The sequence below is a fragment of the Paraburkholderia sp. BCC1885 genome (genome assembly GCF_900996235.1).
Lineage (GTDB): Bacteria > Pseudomonadota > Gammaproteobacteria > Burkholderiales > Burkholderiaceae > Paraburkholderia.
The window spans coordinates 74,908-92,556 of record NZ_CAAJGM010000263.1; the positions used below are offsets into that span (position 1 = coordinate 74,908).

A 17,649-nucleotide genomic window follows, 5' to 3' on the forward strand; every position below is an offset into this window, starting at 1 on the left:
TTGAAAACGTCCGGCGTGTGCACGTTGCGTATCGATTGTCGAGCCATAATCATAATTCCGCGAGAATGTCCTGCATTTCAGCGGCGATCGCCTCATCGTCCTGCCCCAGCCTTCCGGCCGACGCGAGTGTTTGCGCGAGGCGATGCAACGGCTGGTTGTTCATCAGATCCGCGAGCTGTGCATCGATGCCGAGCGTGCGCCGGATCAATGCCTGTACCTGCATCGCCGCCAGCGAGTGGCCACCGAGTTCGAAGAAGCGGTCGCCGCGCCGCACCAGCTGCACCTCCAGTACGGTTGCCCAGATCGCCGCAAGGGCTGTTTCCAGTTCGCCTTGCGGCGCGTCATCCACTCCGCCAACTTCGCGGACGTCATGCGCATTGGGTAACGGTAAAGCATGGCGGTCGATCTTGCCATTCGGATTCAGCGGTAACGTGTCGAGCACGAGCACCATTGCCGGCATCATATAGTCCGGCAGCGTGGCGGCAAGACTTGCGCGCAAGGCATGGCCGTCTTCCGGGTGTACGCCGGGTGACACGGTGACGTAGGCCAGCACGCGGGCACCGCTCGCGCTTTCGCGCACCACCGCGACCGCTTCGCGTACCTGCGGCAATCTCAGCAACTGCGCCTCGATCTCGCCCAGTTCGATGCGAAAACCGCGCACCTTCACCTGATGATCGAGACGCCCCAGGTAATCGAGCGTTCCATTGGCATTCCAGCGCACAAGGTCACCGGTTCGATACAACCGGTCGCCGGGCGATGCAGCATGCGGATCGGCAATGAAGCGCTCAGCCGTCAGAGCCGCGCGGCCATGATAACCACGGGCCAGCAGCGCCCCGCCGATGCACAACTCCCCCGCCACGCCGACTGGCACCGGATTGAGCCACGCATCGAGCACCTGTAACGAGCGGCCGGCGAGCGGGCCGCCGATCGAAATTCGCGGCGGCACTTCTTCTGCACGCAGATACGGCGAACAATCGAAGGCGCTTGCCGTGACCGTTGCCTCGCTTGGTCCATAGGTATTGGCGAGAGCCATGTCATCGAGGCCCGCTGCGCGCCATGCGAGGATGCCGTCCGCCGGCATCGCTTCGCCGCCTGCATGGACTCGCCGCAGGCTTCGACACGCGATGCGCGCGCGCGGGTGAGTGGCGAGGTCCTGTGCCAGTGCGTTCCAGTAGGCCGTGGTCAGATCGGCTACGGTGATGCGCTGCTGCTCGACCTCATCGAGAAAGCGCGCGCTACTCCACAATTGCGGACCACGCAGAATGAGCGCCGCGCCCACACTCAAAGTCGCAAAGACCTGTTCGACGAAACCGTCGAAATTGAAGGTGGAAAATTGCAGCACACGGTCTTCGGCGCTAAGGCCGAACATACCGATCGACACCTGGGTATGTTGCGCCAACGCTTCATGTGTAATCGCCACGCCTTTGGGGCGCCCTGTCGAGCCAGACGTGTAGATGATGTAGGCAAGATTGTCGCGTGACACGTTGATTGAAGGGGCCTCGTCTTCTTTCGGCGCTGGGCTGGGTCGCAATAGCGCCTGCCTGATATCCACGCTTTTTATGCCCAGGCGCGCCAATGCTTGCACGGATACACCAGCGGTCAACGCCAGTTCGATCCCACTGTCCTCGATCATGAACGCGAGCCGCTCGGCGGGATAGGCCAGATCCAACGGCACGTATGCTCCGCCCGCTTTCAGCACGGCCAGTACCGCGATGATCATTTCGAACGAACGATCAACCGCAATGCCCACTCGTGATTCCCGCCCCACACCCGCTTCGCGCAGACGATGCGCGAGGTGGTTTGCGCGACGCTCCAATGTGGCGTAATCCAGCGATTCGCCGTCGAGAACGAGCGCCTCAGCCGAGCCGCGAATTTTTGCCTGGTACGCGATGCGTTCGTGAACCAGCGCCGCTGGCTCGACTGCGGGTCCTGTACCCCATTGCAGGACTTGCGTCCGCTCGGTGTGCGACAGCATTGTCAGCGAACCGAGAGGCGCAGCCGGATTCGCAACAAACGCATCTATCAGGGCGGCTAGATGCGCAGCAATCTGTTCTATCTGCGCTGCATCGAAAGCGTCGCAAGCATAGGCGAATTCGATTCGCAGCACGTCCTCGCCATGCGACGCATCTGTGCGGTGCGCATGCTGTCCATGAGTGACGGACAGCGTCAGCGGATAACTCGTGCGGTCTTCGTTGCGCAGTCCCGAGAATTGCAGTTCGCGTGGCGTCGAGCCAGCAAGAATTTCGTCGACCGGATAGTTCTCGAACACGACAATGCTGTCGAACAGCGGCTGGCCACCTTCGAGTTTGGCCCAGCGCTGGATGTCGTAGAGCGCGACGTGCTCATGCTCTCGCGCCTCGAGGCCCAGTTGCTGGATCTGTTCGAGCCACTCAGCGACGCTCGACGACGGCTGCGGCACCGCAACGACGGGAATCGTGTTGATGAATAGCCCGAGTGTTCGTTCGATCCCCTCAATGGCTGCCGGACGGCCCGCGACAGTGGCGCCGAATGTCACCGTGCGCTGCCCAGTGTAGCGCTGCAACAGCATGAGCCAGGCCGCCTGTACCAGCGTGTTAAGCGTCACGCGCTGCGCCTTCGCAACGTTGCTTAGGAATGCTGTTTGTTCTGCATTCCAGATGCGACCTAGCGAAGCGTGCGAAGTTACGGGCCTCTGGCTTTCTGCCTTGGTCGCGGCAGGCTTGCTCAACGCGCTCGCCAGCAATGTTGGTCCTTCCAGACCGTCGATCTGTGCGCGCCACCATGCTTCGCTCGCAGCATGCCCGCGCGTTTGCAGCCAGGCGATGAATTGCCGGTAACGCACCGGCGGCTCCGCGAGCTGGCGGCCTTCGTATGCACCGAGCACCTCGGCGAGCAACTGCGCCGCGCTCCATCCGTCCAGCAGCGCGTGATGAAAAGTCCAGACCAGGTGATGGCGGGTCGCGGAAGTGCGAATCAGCGTAATACGCCATAAGGGCGGACGCGAAAGATCGAAACCGCGCTCGATCTGAGCCGCGGCGAACGTATCGAGTCGCGCCGCGAGACTCTGATCGCTTGCGTCGCGCCAGTCTTCGACGGTAAACGGCGCTGATACGCTTCGCGCGACCCATTGGCGTGGGGCGTCGTCGAATTGCAGAAAGCCTGTACGCAGGATGTCGTGACGCATGGCGGCCGCTTCCCATGCAGCCTGGAAGCGCGTGCAATCGAGTCGGTCGATGTCGACGCGCAACTGGTTTACATATGCGCCCGGCTGCTGCCCGAGCAAGCTGTGGAACACGATGCCCGTCTGCATCGGCGCGAGCGGATAGATATCGGCAATTTCGCTGGCGGGCATCGGCAAGTCGTCAAGACGTGCCTGATCCAGCGCGGCAAGCGGCAGGTCCGAGGGCGTCACGCCGGATGCGCCGCTTTCGCAATGTTCGAGGATGGTTAGCAGTTCGCGGCGAAAGTCCTGCGCGAGTGCTTCGATCGTTGCGGCATCGTAGCGGTCACCATTGGCATGCAGCCATGTCAACGACAGTTCGTCACCTCGTATCTGGCCTGTGATTTCAAGCGCATGCGTGCTGCGGTTGCGTTCGCTATGAGCGCGACCCGAGCGTTCGTTCGCCGGTTGCCAGCCGCCGGAGTGGTTGCTGTTATCGGCAACGACGGTATCGAATTGGCCCAGATAGTTGAACAGCACCTCCGCGTGGCCGACCCGCGACAGCGCGGCACGTTGCACGTCGCTTCCCAGATACTTCAGCATGCCGAAGCTCATGCCGCCGTGCGGCACGGCACGGCGCGCTTCCTTTACGCGCTTCAACGCCGTACCGATTGCACCTGTGGGCGCGAGCCGGAACGGATAGACCGCCGTGAACCATCCTGTGGTCCGGCTAAGGTCCGCAGCGCCGAAGTGAGTCTCTCGGCCGTGTCCTTCCAGATCGATGCGCAGCACGTCGCACCCGGCAAAACGGCATAGCGCGCGGCCGCTCGCAAGCAACAGCAGATCGGCGAGCTGCGATCGATAGGCCGACTGCGCGTCCCGCAGCAAACGGCTGGTTGTAACCGCATCGAAACGCACGGTCGCGCTAACGGGTGTGGATCGCACCTCGTGACTGCCGGAATGGTCCTCACCGCCCTCTTCGTTCCTAAACCCGCTACGTTCGCGATGCGTAACACGAGGCGGCAACGCGGCTGGCACGTCCGCAAGTGCCAGCCACCATTCGCCATGCCGTTCGACTTCCGGCCGACGCGCGGCCTGCTGCAATTGGCGTCCGAATGTCTGGTACGACGTTGTCCGCTCGGGCAACGACACGGGCTCGCCAGCCTGCAATTGCACGTAGGCCCGCCGCAGATCGTCGAGCAGGATACGCCACGACACGGTGTCGATGGCAAGATGATGCACCGCAATGAAGAGACGCGCACTACCGTCGTCGATCTGCATGACCAATGCTCGCAACAGCGGGCCTTGCGTCAAATCGAGCGTGCGCTGCGTCGCGTCGCACAGCGCTTCGATAGCGGCGACGCTCACGTCCGTTGCAATTTTCAGGCGCGTGGCGCCGGCACGCTCGCTGCGCGCGTAAGACTGACGCCAGCCGATGCCGTCGGACTGTGCCGGTTCGCAGGGCTCGAAACGCAAACGCAGCGAGTCATGATGCGCAACCACCTCGTTCAACGCTTTTTCCATGCAAGCGGTATCGATAGCCTGATCGACGCGCAACAGCACCGCCTGGTTCCAATGTTGACGCTCTTCTAGTGGCTCGGCAAAGAACCACGCCTGGATCGGCAGCAGCGGCACCGGCGCGTCCGGCTCGATGGTATTGGCCGCGCCGGCTTCATCTGCCTGCGCCTTGTCAATTGCGACTGCACATGCGGCAAGCTGTGCGATGGTCTGTTGCTCAAAAATCTGCCGGGCCGTCAGCGCCAATCCAGCCTGACGCGCCCGCGCGACGATTTGCAGGCCCATGATCGAATCGCCGCCCAGTTCGAAGAAATTCTCGTGACGTCCGATCCGCTCACGCCGTAGCGACTGCGCCCAGATGGCCGCAAGCTGCTCTTCGACTGCTCCTTGCGCAGCCTCACCGCTCTCCGGTTCCAACGCCACAGCAGCGGCGGGCAACGCGCGCCGGTCCACCTTGCCGTTTGGATTGAGCGGCAATGCGTCGAGCACGATCAATGCAGCCGGCACCATGTAATCGGGCAACTTTGCGGCCAGGCCAGCGCGCAGCGCGGCGGTATCGGGCGCGCAACCTGGCAGCAGACTCACATAGCCAACCAGCCGCATGCCACCCGGACCTTCCTGCGCATCGACCACGGCGTCGCGCACGCCTGGTTGGGCACGCAGTTGCGCCTCCACCTCCCCCAGTTCGATGCGAAAGCCGCGCACTTTCACCTGATGATCGATACGGCCGAGGTATTCCAGTTGTCCATCGTGACGCCAACGCACCAGATCGCCCGTGCGATACAGTCGCGCACCGGGCTTGTCCGCGAACGGATCGGGCACGAAGCGTTCAGCAGTCAGCGCTGGGCGATGCAGATAGCCGCGTGCCATACCGAGGCTGCCGAGGTACAACTCGCCAGGCAGCCCTGACGGTACCAGATTCATCCGCGCGTCGAGCACCCAGGCGCTGCGTTCACCGACCGGTCGTCCAATCGGAGCGTAGCTGCCGTCGAAACCGTCAGGAGCATCGTGCCTTACGTCGGGTTGCCAAAGCGTCGGGGTGATCACCGTCTCCGACGGTCCATAGGCGTTAAACACTCGTTGTGGCTTGAGGTGGCGGCGCACCGCGTCGAAACCCGCCTTCGACCACGCCTCGCCACCCGCGATGCAAACCCGCACGCCAACTGCATCCGCCTGCGCGGCCTGAGCGAAGGCGTCGAGATAGGCCGGTGGCAGGTTCACGACGGTGATGCCCTTCGAGCGAATCTCGCCGGCAAGACGATGTGCGGACCATACTTCATCGTCACGTAATACGATTGCCGCTCCTTTCATCAGCGGTACGAAGCATTGTTCGGCGGCCGCATCGAAGCTCACGGAAGCAAAATTCAGGTAGCGGTCCGCGGCGCTCACCTCGTACCGCTGCGCAACCGCGCGGCAATGCATCGCCAGCGCCCCGTGTGCGACTGCCACGCCCTTCGGCCGCCCAGTCGATCCCGATGTGTAGACGACGTAGGCGAGATTATCCGCGTGCGGCTCGCGCAGCAGCTTATCTGTGGATTCATCTGCGGGTTCGTTCGCGACATCAAGTACGTCGAGGTCCATTCTGCGAACCGTGGACGGAGGCAGACGCGACGCTGTGCTGGCTTGCACCAGCAGCAGCTGGATGCCGCTATCCTCGATCATGTAGGCGAGCCGCTCGGGTGGATACGCCGGATCGAGCGGCACATAAGCGCCGCCCGCTTTGAGAATGGCCAACTGCACGACCAGCATCTCTACCGAGCGCGCCATGGCGAAGCCGACCAGAACCTCCGGGCCCACGCCTTCACGAACCAGTCGCGCGGCGAGACGATTGGCTCGCTCATTGAGCTGGCGATAGCTTAGTCGTTCGTCTGCGAATATCACGGCCAGTTCGTCTGGATGGGTCGCTGCCTGCGCTTCGAACTGCCGGTGTACGAGCGACGACCCGGCTGGTCCATGCGTGCCGTTTGCCCAGGAATGCAACTGCTCCCACTCCATCTCGTCGAGCAACTCGACTTCACCTACGGCCCGCGCGGGATTCTCAAGCAGAGCACGTAGCAAACGAACATAGTGACGACAGAAGCGCTCGATCGTCGCTTCGTGAAACAGTTCACGAGCGTAAATCAGTTGTGCAGATAAACCTCCGTCGCCACTCTCGACAATGTTAAGCGTCAGCTCGAACAGCGCCTCGCCATCGCTAAACTCGTACCGCTCGACGGCCAACCCCGGCAGCGTATCGAGCATCCGATAGTCACTGAGCAGATGATTGAACATCACCTGGAACATGGGGTTGTGACTCAGACTGCGCTGCGTATGCAACGCATCGACCAGAACGTCGAAGGGCAGATCCTGATGGGCTTGCGCTTCGAGCATCGCCTGACGGGTTCGTTCGAGCAGTTCGCTCAAAGTATCGCGGGCGGTCACTTGCGCGCGCAATACCTGGGTGTTGACGAAGAAGCCGATCAGCGGTTCCGTCTCGACACGGTTGCGGTTCGCCACCGGCACGCCAACCCTGATGTCGCCTTCACCGGTGTAGCGATACAGCAGCGCCTGGAAGGCAGCCAGCAGTATCGTGGCCGGGGTTGTCGAACTGCGCTGCGCCCGCTCGCGTATGGCCCGCGCCAGTTCGGCCGGTAACGCCGTAGCGTGACGGCCCGCGCGATACGAGCCGTGTGCCTGACGCGGCGCATCCGTTGGCAGCGCGAGCACCGGGTGAGTCTCTCCGAGAGCTTCGCGCCAGTACGCCAGTTGCTTTTCCTGTTCGCCCGCTTCGAGCCATTCGCGTTGCCATGCTGCGTAGTCCGCGTATTGCACCGGTAGCGCCGGAGTCATCAATTGCTCGTTCAAAACGCGTGAGCGGTAGTGCGCCACCAGTTCTTTCAGCAGCACCTGCACCGACCAGCCATCCGAGACGATGTGATGCAGCGCCAGCGCCAGCAGACTGCGTCCGTTCTCGCTGCGATAAAACCCCGCTCGCAGCAATGGACCGTTTGTCAGATCGAACGGCTCGCTCGCCAGCACGCGCGCCGCCGCATCGATCTGCGTGGCGGGCAACGTCTGCTCGCGCCAGTCGAGGCACACCTGTGCGTCTATCCGTTGCTCGACACGGCCGGCTTCATCCGCGACGAAGCGCGTGCGCAACACTTCATGTCGCGCTACGATCGCTTCCAGGCTCGCGCGCAATGCGTTGGTATCAACCTCACCTATCAGCCACAGGCCACCCGCCACGTGATACGCGCGGCTCTCAGGCGCAAGCTGCCACATGAACCATTGACGCTGCTGCGCGTATGAAACCGGCAGCCTCTGTTGCTCGCCTCGATCACGCGCGAGAATCGGCAATTGCGCTGGCGTCACGCCCTGCTCGTTCATCTTCTGCCAAAACAGGCGGCGCTTGTCCGGCGTCAGTCTGATGAAACGCTCGGCGATACGTCGCGCGGTGTCTTTTTCCATGAATCGGCTCAAAGGGTATCGATAAAAAGATCCAGGCCGCGCAGTGCGTCGTCGTTGCCCTCGCCTTTGCTCACGCGCTCGATTGCCGCGGCCTGTTCATGCAACGTCGCCGCTTCGAACAACGTGGCGAGCGGCAGATTGGCCTTTAGTTCGAGCGCAATGCGCGCATTCAGACGTACTGCCAGCAGCGAATGACCTCCCAGCGCGAAGAAGTCATCGTGACGGCTAATGCGCCCGGCTCCCAGCAACGCCGCCCAGATGGCCGCCAACCGTGCTTCCATACCCGCGCGTGGCGGCTCCCATGACGCCTCGCTAGCCGTCTCTATCGATGGCTTCGGCAACGCCTGGCGGTCGACCTTGCCGTTCGCGTTCAGCGGCATCGCTGCAAGCGGCACAATTCGCCACGGCACCATGTAATCGGGCAGGCTCTTTGAGAGCCGCGATCGCAAAACCGCTGCATCGACCGATTCGCCCGCCACGTACCCGATCAACTTGCCGTCGTGCGCAATGACGACCGCTTCGCGCACACCCGCCTCGACCGTCAAGGCTGCTTCGATCTCGCCCAGTTCAATCCGGAATCCGCGGATTTTCACCTGATGGTCAAGCCGCCCCAGATAATCGAGCGCGCCATCCGCGCGCCAGCGCACCAGATCGCCAGTGCGATAGAGACGCGCAGCGGAATCGAACGGCGACGGCACGAAGGATTCGGCCGTCAGCGCCGGTCGCCCCAGATAACCGCGCGCAAGACCGGCGCCACCGAGATATAGCTCGCCTGGCACGCCCTGCGGAACCGGCTCCATCCGCTCATCCAGTACCCAGGTCTGGGTTGCGGCGATTGGCCGCCCGATCGGCACGGGACGGCCGCCTTCCTCTATACAGGTCCACTCGGTGACATCGATAGCGGCTTCTGTGGGTCCATACAGATTGTGCAAACTGACTTTCGGCAACGCTTCGGACACCCTGGCTTGCAAATCCGCCGATAGCGCCTCGCCGCTGCATATGACTCTCACCAACTCCTCGCCGCAACGCGATGCGTGTCCACTCGCGATGAACGCCTGCAACATCGAAGGCACGAAGTGCAACGTGCTCACCCGGTAGTCACAGATTGCGGCAGCAAGACGCTCAGGGTCGCGGTGCGCGCCGGGCGCGGCGATCGCGAGGCGCGCGCCTACCATCAATGGCCAGAAAAACTCCCACACGGAAACATCGAAGCTGAATGGCGTCTTTTGCAGAACGGTCTCGCCGCGCTTCAGTTCGTATGCCCGCTGCATCCACACCAGACGATTCCACAATGCATCGTGACGATTGCCCACGCCCTTGGGACGGCCGGTCGAGCCGGAGGTGTAGATGACATAGGCGAGATTGGCGCCGTGCAACAGCACGTCGTCGAGATTCGTGTCGGCATGGGAGGTAGCGTCGATGGATTCCAATTCCACGCGACGCACACCGCTTACCTCGGGCATGGCGACGTCCCGTTGGCTCAATAACAAATCGATGCCACTGTCGCCAGTCATGTAGGCAAGACGCTCGGACGGATACGAAGGGTCCAGCGGTACATAAGCCGCGCCCGCCTTCATGACGGCGTAGAGCGCAATCACCATCTCCAGCGAGCGGTTCGCTGCCACGCCGACGCGCGATTCGACCCCCACGCCTTGCGCACGCAACCAGCGGGCAAGCTGGTTGGCGCGACTGTTCAGTTGTCCATATCTTAATATTTGATTGTCGAACAGCAGCGCCTCGTCGTCAGGGTATGCTGCTGCACGACGCTCGAAAGCGCGAAATACTGGTTCATACCCTACGTAGCGGGTCGAATTTCGGCTCCAGCTCGCGAGCGTCGCGCGCTCCGCGTCGTCGGTGAGCGTAATGGCGTCGACAGCTTCGTCCATTGCACCGGTGGCAGTCGAAAACGCTTCAAGCAGGCGCTGATAATGGCGCGCCATGCGCTGTACTGTCGATTCGTGAAATAGCTCTTGCGCGTAGGTGAATTCGAGCGTCATGTTGCCGTTTTCCTCCTCGCGCGTATCGAGCATCAGTTCGAATTGCGCCATTGCGCCTGGCAACCGGTACGGCTCGATGGAGAGATCCGGCAATTGCTGGAGCACTCGCCAGTCGCGCCGCTGGTGATTGAACATCACCTGGAACAAAGGGGTATGGCTCAGGCTGCGTTCGGGACGCAATGCGTCCACCAGCACGTCGAACGGCAGCTCCTGATGAGCCTGCGCGCCTTCGGCCGCTTTGCGCACCCGAGACAGCAAGGCTTCCGGCGTGGTTGATCCATCTATCCGGCTGCGCAGCACCTGAGTGTTGACGAAGAAGCCGATCAGCGGTTCCGTTTCGACCCGGTTGCGATTCGCCACCGGCACGCCCACCCTGATGTCGCCTTCGCCGGTGTAGCGATACAGTAGTGTCTGGAACGCGGCCAGCAGCACCGTGAACGGTGTCGTCGAATCGCGCTGCGCGCGCTCGCGTATGGCCTGCGCGAGTTCGCGCGGCAACGTCATGGCGTAGCGGCCCGCACGATATGACGCATGCGCCTGACGTGGTGCATCCGTGGGCAGCGCCAGTACCGGTTGCGTCTCTCCAAGCGCTTCGCGCCAGTACTTCAGTTGCTTTTCCCGTTCCCCCGCTTCGAGCCATTCGCGCTGCCACGCTGCATAGTCGGCGTATTGCACTGGAAGCGCGGGATTTATCAACGGCTCGTTCAATACGCGAGCACGGTAATGCGCCACCAACTCTTCCAGCAATACCTGCACGGACCAGCCATCCGAGACAATGTGATGCAGCGCCAACACCAGCAGACTGCGTCCGTTCTGGCTGCGATAAAGCCCGGCTCGTAGCAGCGGACCGTTTGCCAGATCGAACGGCTCGCTCGCCAGCGCACGCGCCGCCGCATCGATCTGCGCGGCGGGCAATGCCTGCTCGCGCCAGTCGAGCCGTGCCTGTGCATCTATCCATTGCTCGACCCGGCCCGTTTCGTCATCCGCAGCGAAGCGCGTGCGCAGCACTTCATGCCGCGCCACGATCGCCTCCAGGCTCGCACGCAGCGCTGCCGCATCAACCGCACCGGTCAGCCACAGACCGCCCGCCACGTGATACGCGCTGCTTTGCGGCGCAAGCTGCCACATGAACCATTGACGCTGCTGCGCATAAGACGCCTCCGTGCGTGTGCGTGCCGCGTCGGGCAGGCGCCTGATCGAAGTCTGCCGCTGGTCTTCCCGCTCGCCCGTCGCGGCCTTCGCTTCCGCCTGACGCGCGAGCTCGGCCAATGTCTTGCGCTCGAACAATTGCTTGGGCGTAATCCACCAACCCGCTTTGCGCGCCTTCGCCACAACCTTGAGACCAAGAATCGAATCGCCGCCCACTTCGAAGAAATTTTGCCCGCGTTCAATCGTGCCTGCTTCGATGCCCAGCACGTTCGCCCAGATTTGGGCCAATGCGCTTTCGGCCGGGCTATGGGGTGCGTCGTCGTTATCGTTGCCGCTGGCGCCGACGTGATTGACGTTGTTAGCGCGCGCGGACTTTGCCGCAAGATATGCGGTCAATTCAACCCGCAATGCTGCGCGGTCGACTTTGCCGTTGGCGTTGAGCGGCAACGCGTCGAGCGCAATCGCTTCGGCCGGCGTCATATAGTCGGGCAAGGTGCGCGCCGCGTCCATGCATACCGCGTCCAGCGCACGGTTCGACACGACGAACGCGGCCAATCGCTTACCCGACGCAGAGTCATACGCCAGCACCGCCGCTTCCCGCACGCCGTCTACAGCGAGGAGGGCACGTTCGACCTCGCCTGGTTCGACACGATAGCCACGCACCTTGATTTGGTCGTCTACCCGCCCAAGGTATTCCAGCCAACCGTCAGCCGCGCGCCGTCCGCGATCGCCAGAGCGATAAAGACGGGCGCCCGCTACCAGCGGATCCGGCACGAAACGCGCCGCCGTGAGTCCCGCGCGACCGTGATAGCCGCGCGCGACGCCTGGGCCGCCGAGATACAGTTCGCCTTCGGCGCCCGGCGCGACCGGCTCCATGCACTCATCCAGCAGGTAGATGCGGGCATTGGGCAACGGTGCGCCTAGCGGAAGATCGCGCCCGGGTTCGCTAGCGTCTGCGAGCACGTGCATTGCGATGCCGACTGTCGTTTCCGTGGGACCGTAGTGGTTGAAAATGCGACACGGCGCATCGAGCGCGCGCAGACGTTCGAGCAGTGCAGCGGAAGTCGCCTCGCCGCCGACGATCAACGCCTGGCTCGGCAATACGTCACGAGGATCCGCTGCCGATAGCAACGCCGAAAGATGACTCGGCACGATCTTCAGTACACCTATTCTGTGTTCCGACACGTATCGTGCAAATCCATCCGGATTGAACGCCAGATCTTGCGCCAGCAAATGCAGCGTGCGTCCCGAGCATAGTGCTCCGAACAGCACCGTGTGACCGAGATCGGCCGCAGGTGTCGAAGCCATTGCAAACGACGCATCGTCGTCGACATTCAGCGTGGCAAGCATGCCTTGCACGTAATTCGCGAGTGCCCGATGCGTGATCACTACCCCTTTCGGCTCGCCAGTCGAGCCCGATGTGTAAATCGTATAGGCGGCGCTGTCGGCATGGATACCCGTGCGCGTGCGCAGTGCAGATATGCTCGGCGGCGAAGACTTTTCGGGCAATACATTTGGGTCATACCGCAACGTCAACGTATCGATGCGCAATTCGGCGAGACCCGCGGGCAATGCATCGACATGCAACAGCGCGACTGCACTGCTATCTGCGATTTGCGCGGCGATTCGCGCAACCGGTATCTGCGGATCGAACGGCACCCACGTCGCCCCTGCCTTGAAGGCGGCCAGCATGCCGAGCACCTGCTCGATCGAGCGTCCGGCCAACACGCCGACGCGCGCTTCGTTGCGCACGCCCAACACGTCGAGTTGCGCCGCCAGCGCATCCGCTGCCGCGTCCAGCGCGCTGAACGTCACGCTGCGCTCGCCATCGCGCAATGCGACACGCGTGGGGCAACGGGCGACGCTGGTATCCCACAACGCCAGCACATCGTGCGCATCATAGTCGCTTCGATTGCCAGATAGCGTAGATGCGTCGAGCAATTCTCGTGATATTTCCGAGACCAGAGACGGCTGAACGGCTTGCAGGTCTTCGAATGCATGCGACGCTGGCGCGACTTGCCAGCCATGCTGTTCCCACTCCACCTCAGGTGCGTCGACAAGCTGCGCCGCCAGCTTCACAAACATCTCTGCGAACCGCGCAGCAAACCCCGCATCGAAGATCCCATCGTCATACGCGAGCAAACAATCGAGCGCCGCCCCTGTATCCGTGAAGTCAAGCGCCAGATCAAAATGTGGCGCTTCGTTCAGCAACACGTGAAGCTGCGCATCGAGCGGTTCGAACGCGTGTTCGACGAAGGGTTGCTGTTCGGTCAGCTTGACCTGAAACAGCGCGGCGCCATTTTTTCCCCGATTCGGCTGCAACGCACTGACAAGCTGGTCAAACGGCACATCCTGATGGTCCTGCGCGGCCAGCACGGTCTCGCGCACAGCATCGACCAGCGCATCGAAGGTGCGATGCCGGCTCATGCGCGTGCGCAAAACCTGCAGATTGATGAAGTACCCCACCATCGACTGCGCTTCGGGACGTTTGCGCAGTGAGAGCGGAGCACCGACGCGGATATCATCTTTGCCGCTCAAACGCTGCAACACGACGTTCAGAATCGCAAGCATGGTCATGAAAAGCGTGGCGCGGCGTGGTCTGCCAAAGCGCTTTAGTTTTTCAGTGGTCTGTGCAGGCAGCGCGAACCCGAGACTCTGCTGACGACCCGCGAGACGCGAGACGCCTGCAATATCCCAGGCGGACGGCGTAAATAGCTGGGCGGAAGCAGCAGGATCTCCATCCGCTGCGAGTTGGTTGCGCCAGTAATCGAGCTGACGTGAAATCGCGTCACTGTCGAGTGATTCACGATCCCACGCCACGTAATCGGCATATTGCAACAATAGATTTGTTTCGGATTCCACTTCATCCGGTGAATCTCTTTGCAAGCGATAGGCCTCAGCCAGCGACGTAAGCAGCACATTCACCGACCAGCCATCGGCAATGATGTGATGCAACGCTAGCAGCAAGCGATACTCGCGACTCCCGGTGCAAACCAGATGAGCGCGCAGCAGCGGCCCGCGCTCCAGATCGAACGGCTGACGTGCCACCTGCTGGATCAAGCCGTCGAGCGCGGCCTCGCGTTGTTCCGAAGAGTCGGCATCGAGCCGCGTCAGAAGAAGAGGAATTCTTACGTTTTCCTCAATAATCTGCAGTGGTTCGCCGTCGTCACCGAGCGCGAAGTGCGCACGCAGAATCTCGTGACGACGCACGAGATCGGCAAACGCGCGCTGCAATGCCGGTACGTCGAGATCACCGCTCAGATGCAATTCGCCGCTCATGTTATAGGCAGCGCTTTCGGTGTCCTGGTGCCACGTCAGCCAGAGCCCGCGTTGCGCGTCGGATGCGCGCGTGACTCGGCGTTGGTCGTCAGGCAAACGCACCATTGCCGGTTGGTGCGCGACGATGCCGCGAGCGCGCTTATGCTCGATCAGCGCGGCGGCGTCCTTCAGAACAGGGGCGGCAAAAACGTCGCGTATTGCATAGTCCACATCCCAGCGCATTCGCGCTGAGGCCGCCACCTGTACAGCCGCGAGCGAGTTACCGCCAAGCGCGAAGAAGCTGTCTTCGCGCGTGAGCGGCTCTTGCTGCAAACGCAAGGCATTGCACCAAAGCGTCGCAAGTTCCTGTTCGATTCCCGCGCGCGGTGTGGCCCGTGCCATCGATGCAGAAGCCGTGGAAGACATCGAAAGCGACGAGGTGTCCAGTGGCATCGCGGCGTTTGAATCCAGCGCCGCCTCGTCAACGCGCCGCCCATTTGCAAAGCACGCATACGCATCCAGAGAACGCTGCTCCCAGCCTCTTGCACACGCCGCGCGCTGGACCTTGCCGCTTGAAGTCTTCGGCAAGCCGGCCGGATTCAGCAATACAACGGCGCTCGCCGGCTCGCCGCAAGCGAGCGCAATCGCTTCGCTCAGCGCCGCGGCAATCGCTTCGGCCGGCACGAGCTTTTGCACGTTGCGCGACACTTCTGCCGCAATGCCGATGCCTTCCTGTGCATCGAGTTCCACCGCGAACGCCGCGACACGCCCTCGGCGCACCAACTCGACCTCACGCTCGATCACCTGTTCGAGATCTTGCGGATACAGGTTGCGGCCACGCACGATCAGCAGATCCTTGATGCGTCCTGAGACATAGAGTTCGCCATTCCGCAGGAAACCCAGATCGCCAGTGCGTAGCCAACGCAGACCGCCGCGTTCGACAAACGCATTGGCCGTGTCCTCCGGCCGCCGCCAATAACCGGCCGCAACGCTTGGACCGCGGATCAGGATTTCGCCGATCTCCCCCGCATCGAGCGCAGCACCGCTCGTACGATCGACAATCGCCAACGCGTGCCCATTCGCAACCTTGCCGCAGGAGACGAGTGGCGTACCATCGTCACCCGGCTCGGCTCGCCCGTCTGCCAACGGCGCCACCGCGAACGACGACGCTCGCGCCCCGTTGCCCCGAGCGACACCGCTGACGTACAGCGTCGCCTCGGCCAATCCATAACAAGGAAACAGCGCCTGCGGATCGAATCCCACGGCCTCGAAACGCGCGGCAAACGCATCCAGCGTTGTTTTGCGAACCGGCTCGGATCCGGAAAACGCGACCCTCCATGTCGACAGATCGAGCGCGGCGCGTTGCTCGTCGCTGACGCGATCGGCACACAACCGGTAAGCGAAATCAGGACCGCCCGAGATCGTGCCGCGATGGCGCGCGATCGCTTCGAGCCAGCGCACTGGCCGTTCGAGAAAGTGCTGCGGCGACATCAGCACCAGCGGAATGCCGCTGAACACGGGCTGCGAGAGCGTGCCGATCAAACCCATGTCGTGATAAAGGGGCAACCAACTGACGAAGACATCGTCGTCGCGAACGCCGAGGCCTTCGCGGATCGCGAGTTCGTTGGCCCACAGGCTGCCGTGCGTGACCATCACGCCTTTAGGCGCCGAGGTCGAGCCCGATGTGTATTGCAGAAAGGCCACGTCTGCGGAATTCGCGCGATACGGCTCGAACGCTGGTACCTCGATGTCGTTAAAGCCGGCCGCATCCACCGCGATGACATCCGCGCGCGGCGCGATCGCTGCGAACGCGTCGTGAAGTTTGTCAACGAGAGACGCCGTCGTCAGGATGACGCTCGCGCCCGCATCGGCAGCAATCGACTCAAGACGCGACAGATGTTGCGCTCGCAACGATTCCGGCGGATAAGCCGGCACGGCAATCACGCCCGCATAAAGGCAACCGAAGAACGACGCGACATAATCGATTCCGCTGTCCATCAGCAACAACACGCGGGGTGGAGCGTCGGCATCGGCAAATGCAGTGCGAACGTCACGTCCGTCCAACTCATCAAGCGCCAGCCGTAAACGCGCCCCAACTACCCGAGCCCGCCGATCCAGTTCGGCATAGTCATAGCGCGTCTCGCCATTCGCATCGACCGTCACCAAAGCGGTGTCCCTCATCCGCGAAATGCTCAGCGCGCGCAGCCGTTCGATCATGTTCTCAGTCATTTCGCCGTCTCGCTTGAACCTGTCCGTCGGTCGAATGAGCCGCCCGCTTCTCCCGCTGTCGCTTCAAAAACGGGCAACGCTCGTCAGCCTGCAAATTGGCGTCGTCCAGAAAGTATTGCTTCCACTCCAGGTTGCCGGGGTCGCCGTAAAAGCCAAGATCGGGATGCGCGCCAATTTCATCCCATGTTTCAAGGCGTTTTCTCACCTGATTGCGCGCTTCACGCCCGATCACCTTATTCGTGATCGTGTCGACGAACACGCTGCGTGGCTGGAACAGCAGCACCATGCCGGGCCCCAGGTTGCGGCTATGCCGCAGACGAAACGACGGGCACGCGCAGACCACGAAGGTCTCCACGCCCGCGAACGAGAACTCCCAGTCCTCATGCGAAGGATCGGGCTGCGAGTCGGCTAGCGGATCAGGGTCCACGTCATGCAGATGCTGAAGAATGCTCCAGAACCACTCGTGGTACGCCTCGTGCGCGAGCGGTTGCGCATCGGGCTCGAAGAACACCGCGATGTTGTTTCGGCGATATTGCGGCAGCGAAACCAGCTCGGCGAACGTTTGCATCGTAGCGGCCAGATCGCGGATGTCCTTGCCGTTCACGTATGAATAGAACATCTCGCCGCGCTTTTCGGCGATTGTGCCGAAAAAGCACGGATAGGCCGGGTCCATCACCTGCGTGCGCAGCGTTTCGTAGGAAGCGTCGAGCCATGCGGGCGCCTTCGCCGCCGCGCCGGTCGCGCGGCCGGCGATGATCCGGCTCTTCCAGTCACCAGGATCGAAGCCATCGTTTGATACCTGCCGGTGCGGATTCGGCGCATGCGGCTCCACAAGCTGCACCCCATCATCCTCGATTCCCTCGTTTGATCGCATCTTCAAAGTCCTTGGTCGTCACACATCTGCGCCGTCCA

3 protein-coding genes are annotated in these 17,649 nt (G+C 62.3%); all 3 read right to left on the reverse strand.

What is annotated here, in order from left to right; genetic code table 11:
- Positions 1-49: 49 nt before the first annotated feature.
- Genes FQ755_RS33965 through FQ755_RS33975 form a run of 3 tightly spaced genes read right to left on the reverse strand, consistent with a single transcriptional unit; the run spans position 50 to position 17,569 of the window.
- A complete protein-coding gene (locus FQ755_RS33965; RefSeq protein ID WP_144161810.1) occupies positions 50-8,104 on the reverse strand; it encodes a non-ribosomal peptide synthetase in 8,055 nt (2,684 codons plus the stop codon).
- Between the two features lie 8 nt (positions 8,105-8,112).
- Complete coding sequence (locus tag FQ755_RS33970) at positions 8,113-16,737, reverse strand: non-ribosomal peptide synthetase (RefSeq protein ID WP_144161813.1); 8,625 nt, start codon at positions 16,735-16,737, stop codon at positions 8,113-8,115.
- Complete coding sequence (locus FQ755_RS33975; RefSeq protein WP_260859014.1) at positions 16,730-17,569, reverse strand: YqcI/YcgG family protein; 840 nt, start codon at positions 17,567-17,569, stop codon at positions 16,730-16,732. The genes FQ755_RS33970 and FQ755_RS33975 overlap by 8 nt, the downstream gene beginning before the upstream one ends.
- Between the last annotated feature and the right edge of the window lie 80 nt (positions 17,570-17,649).

Coding starts and splice junctions, on each gene's coding strand:
- FQ755_RS33965 (WP_144161810.1), bottom strand. CDS start 8,104: ATGGAAAAAGACACCGCGCGACGTATCGCCGAGCGTTTCATCAGACTG.
- FQ755_RS33970 (WP_144161813.1), bottom strand. CDS start 16,737: ATGACTGAGAACATGATCGAACGGCTGCGCGCGCTGAGCATTTCGCGG.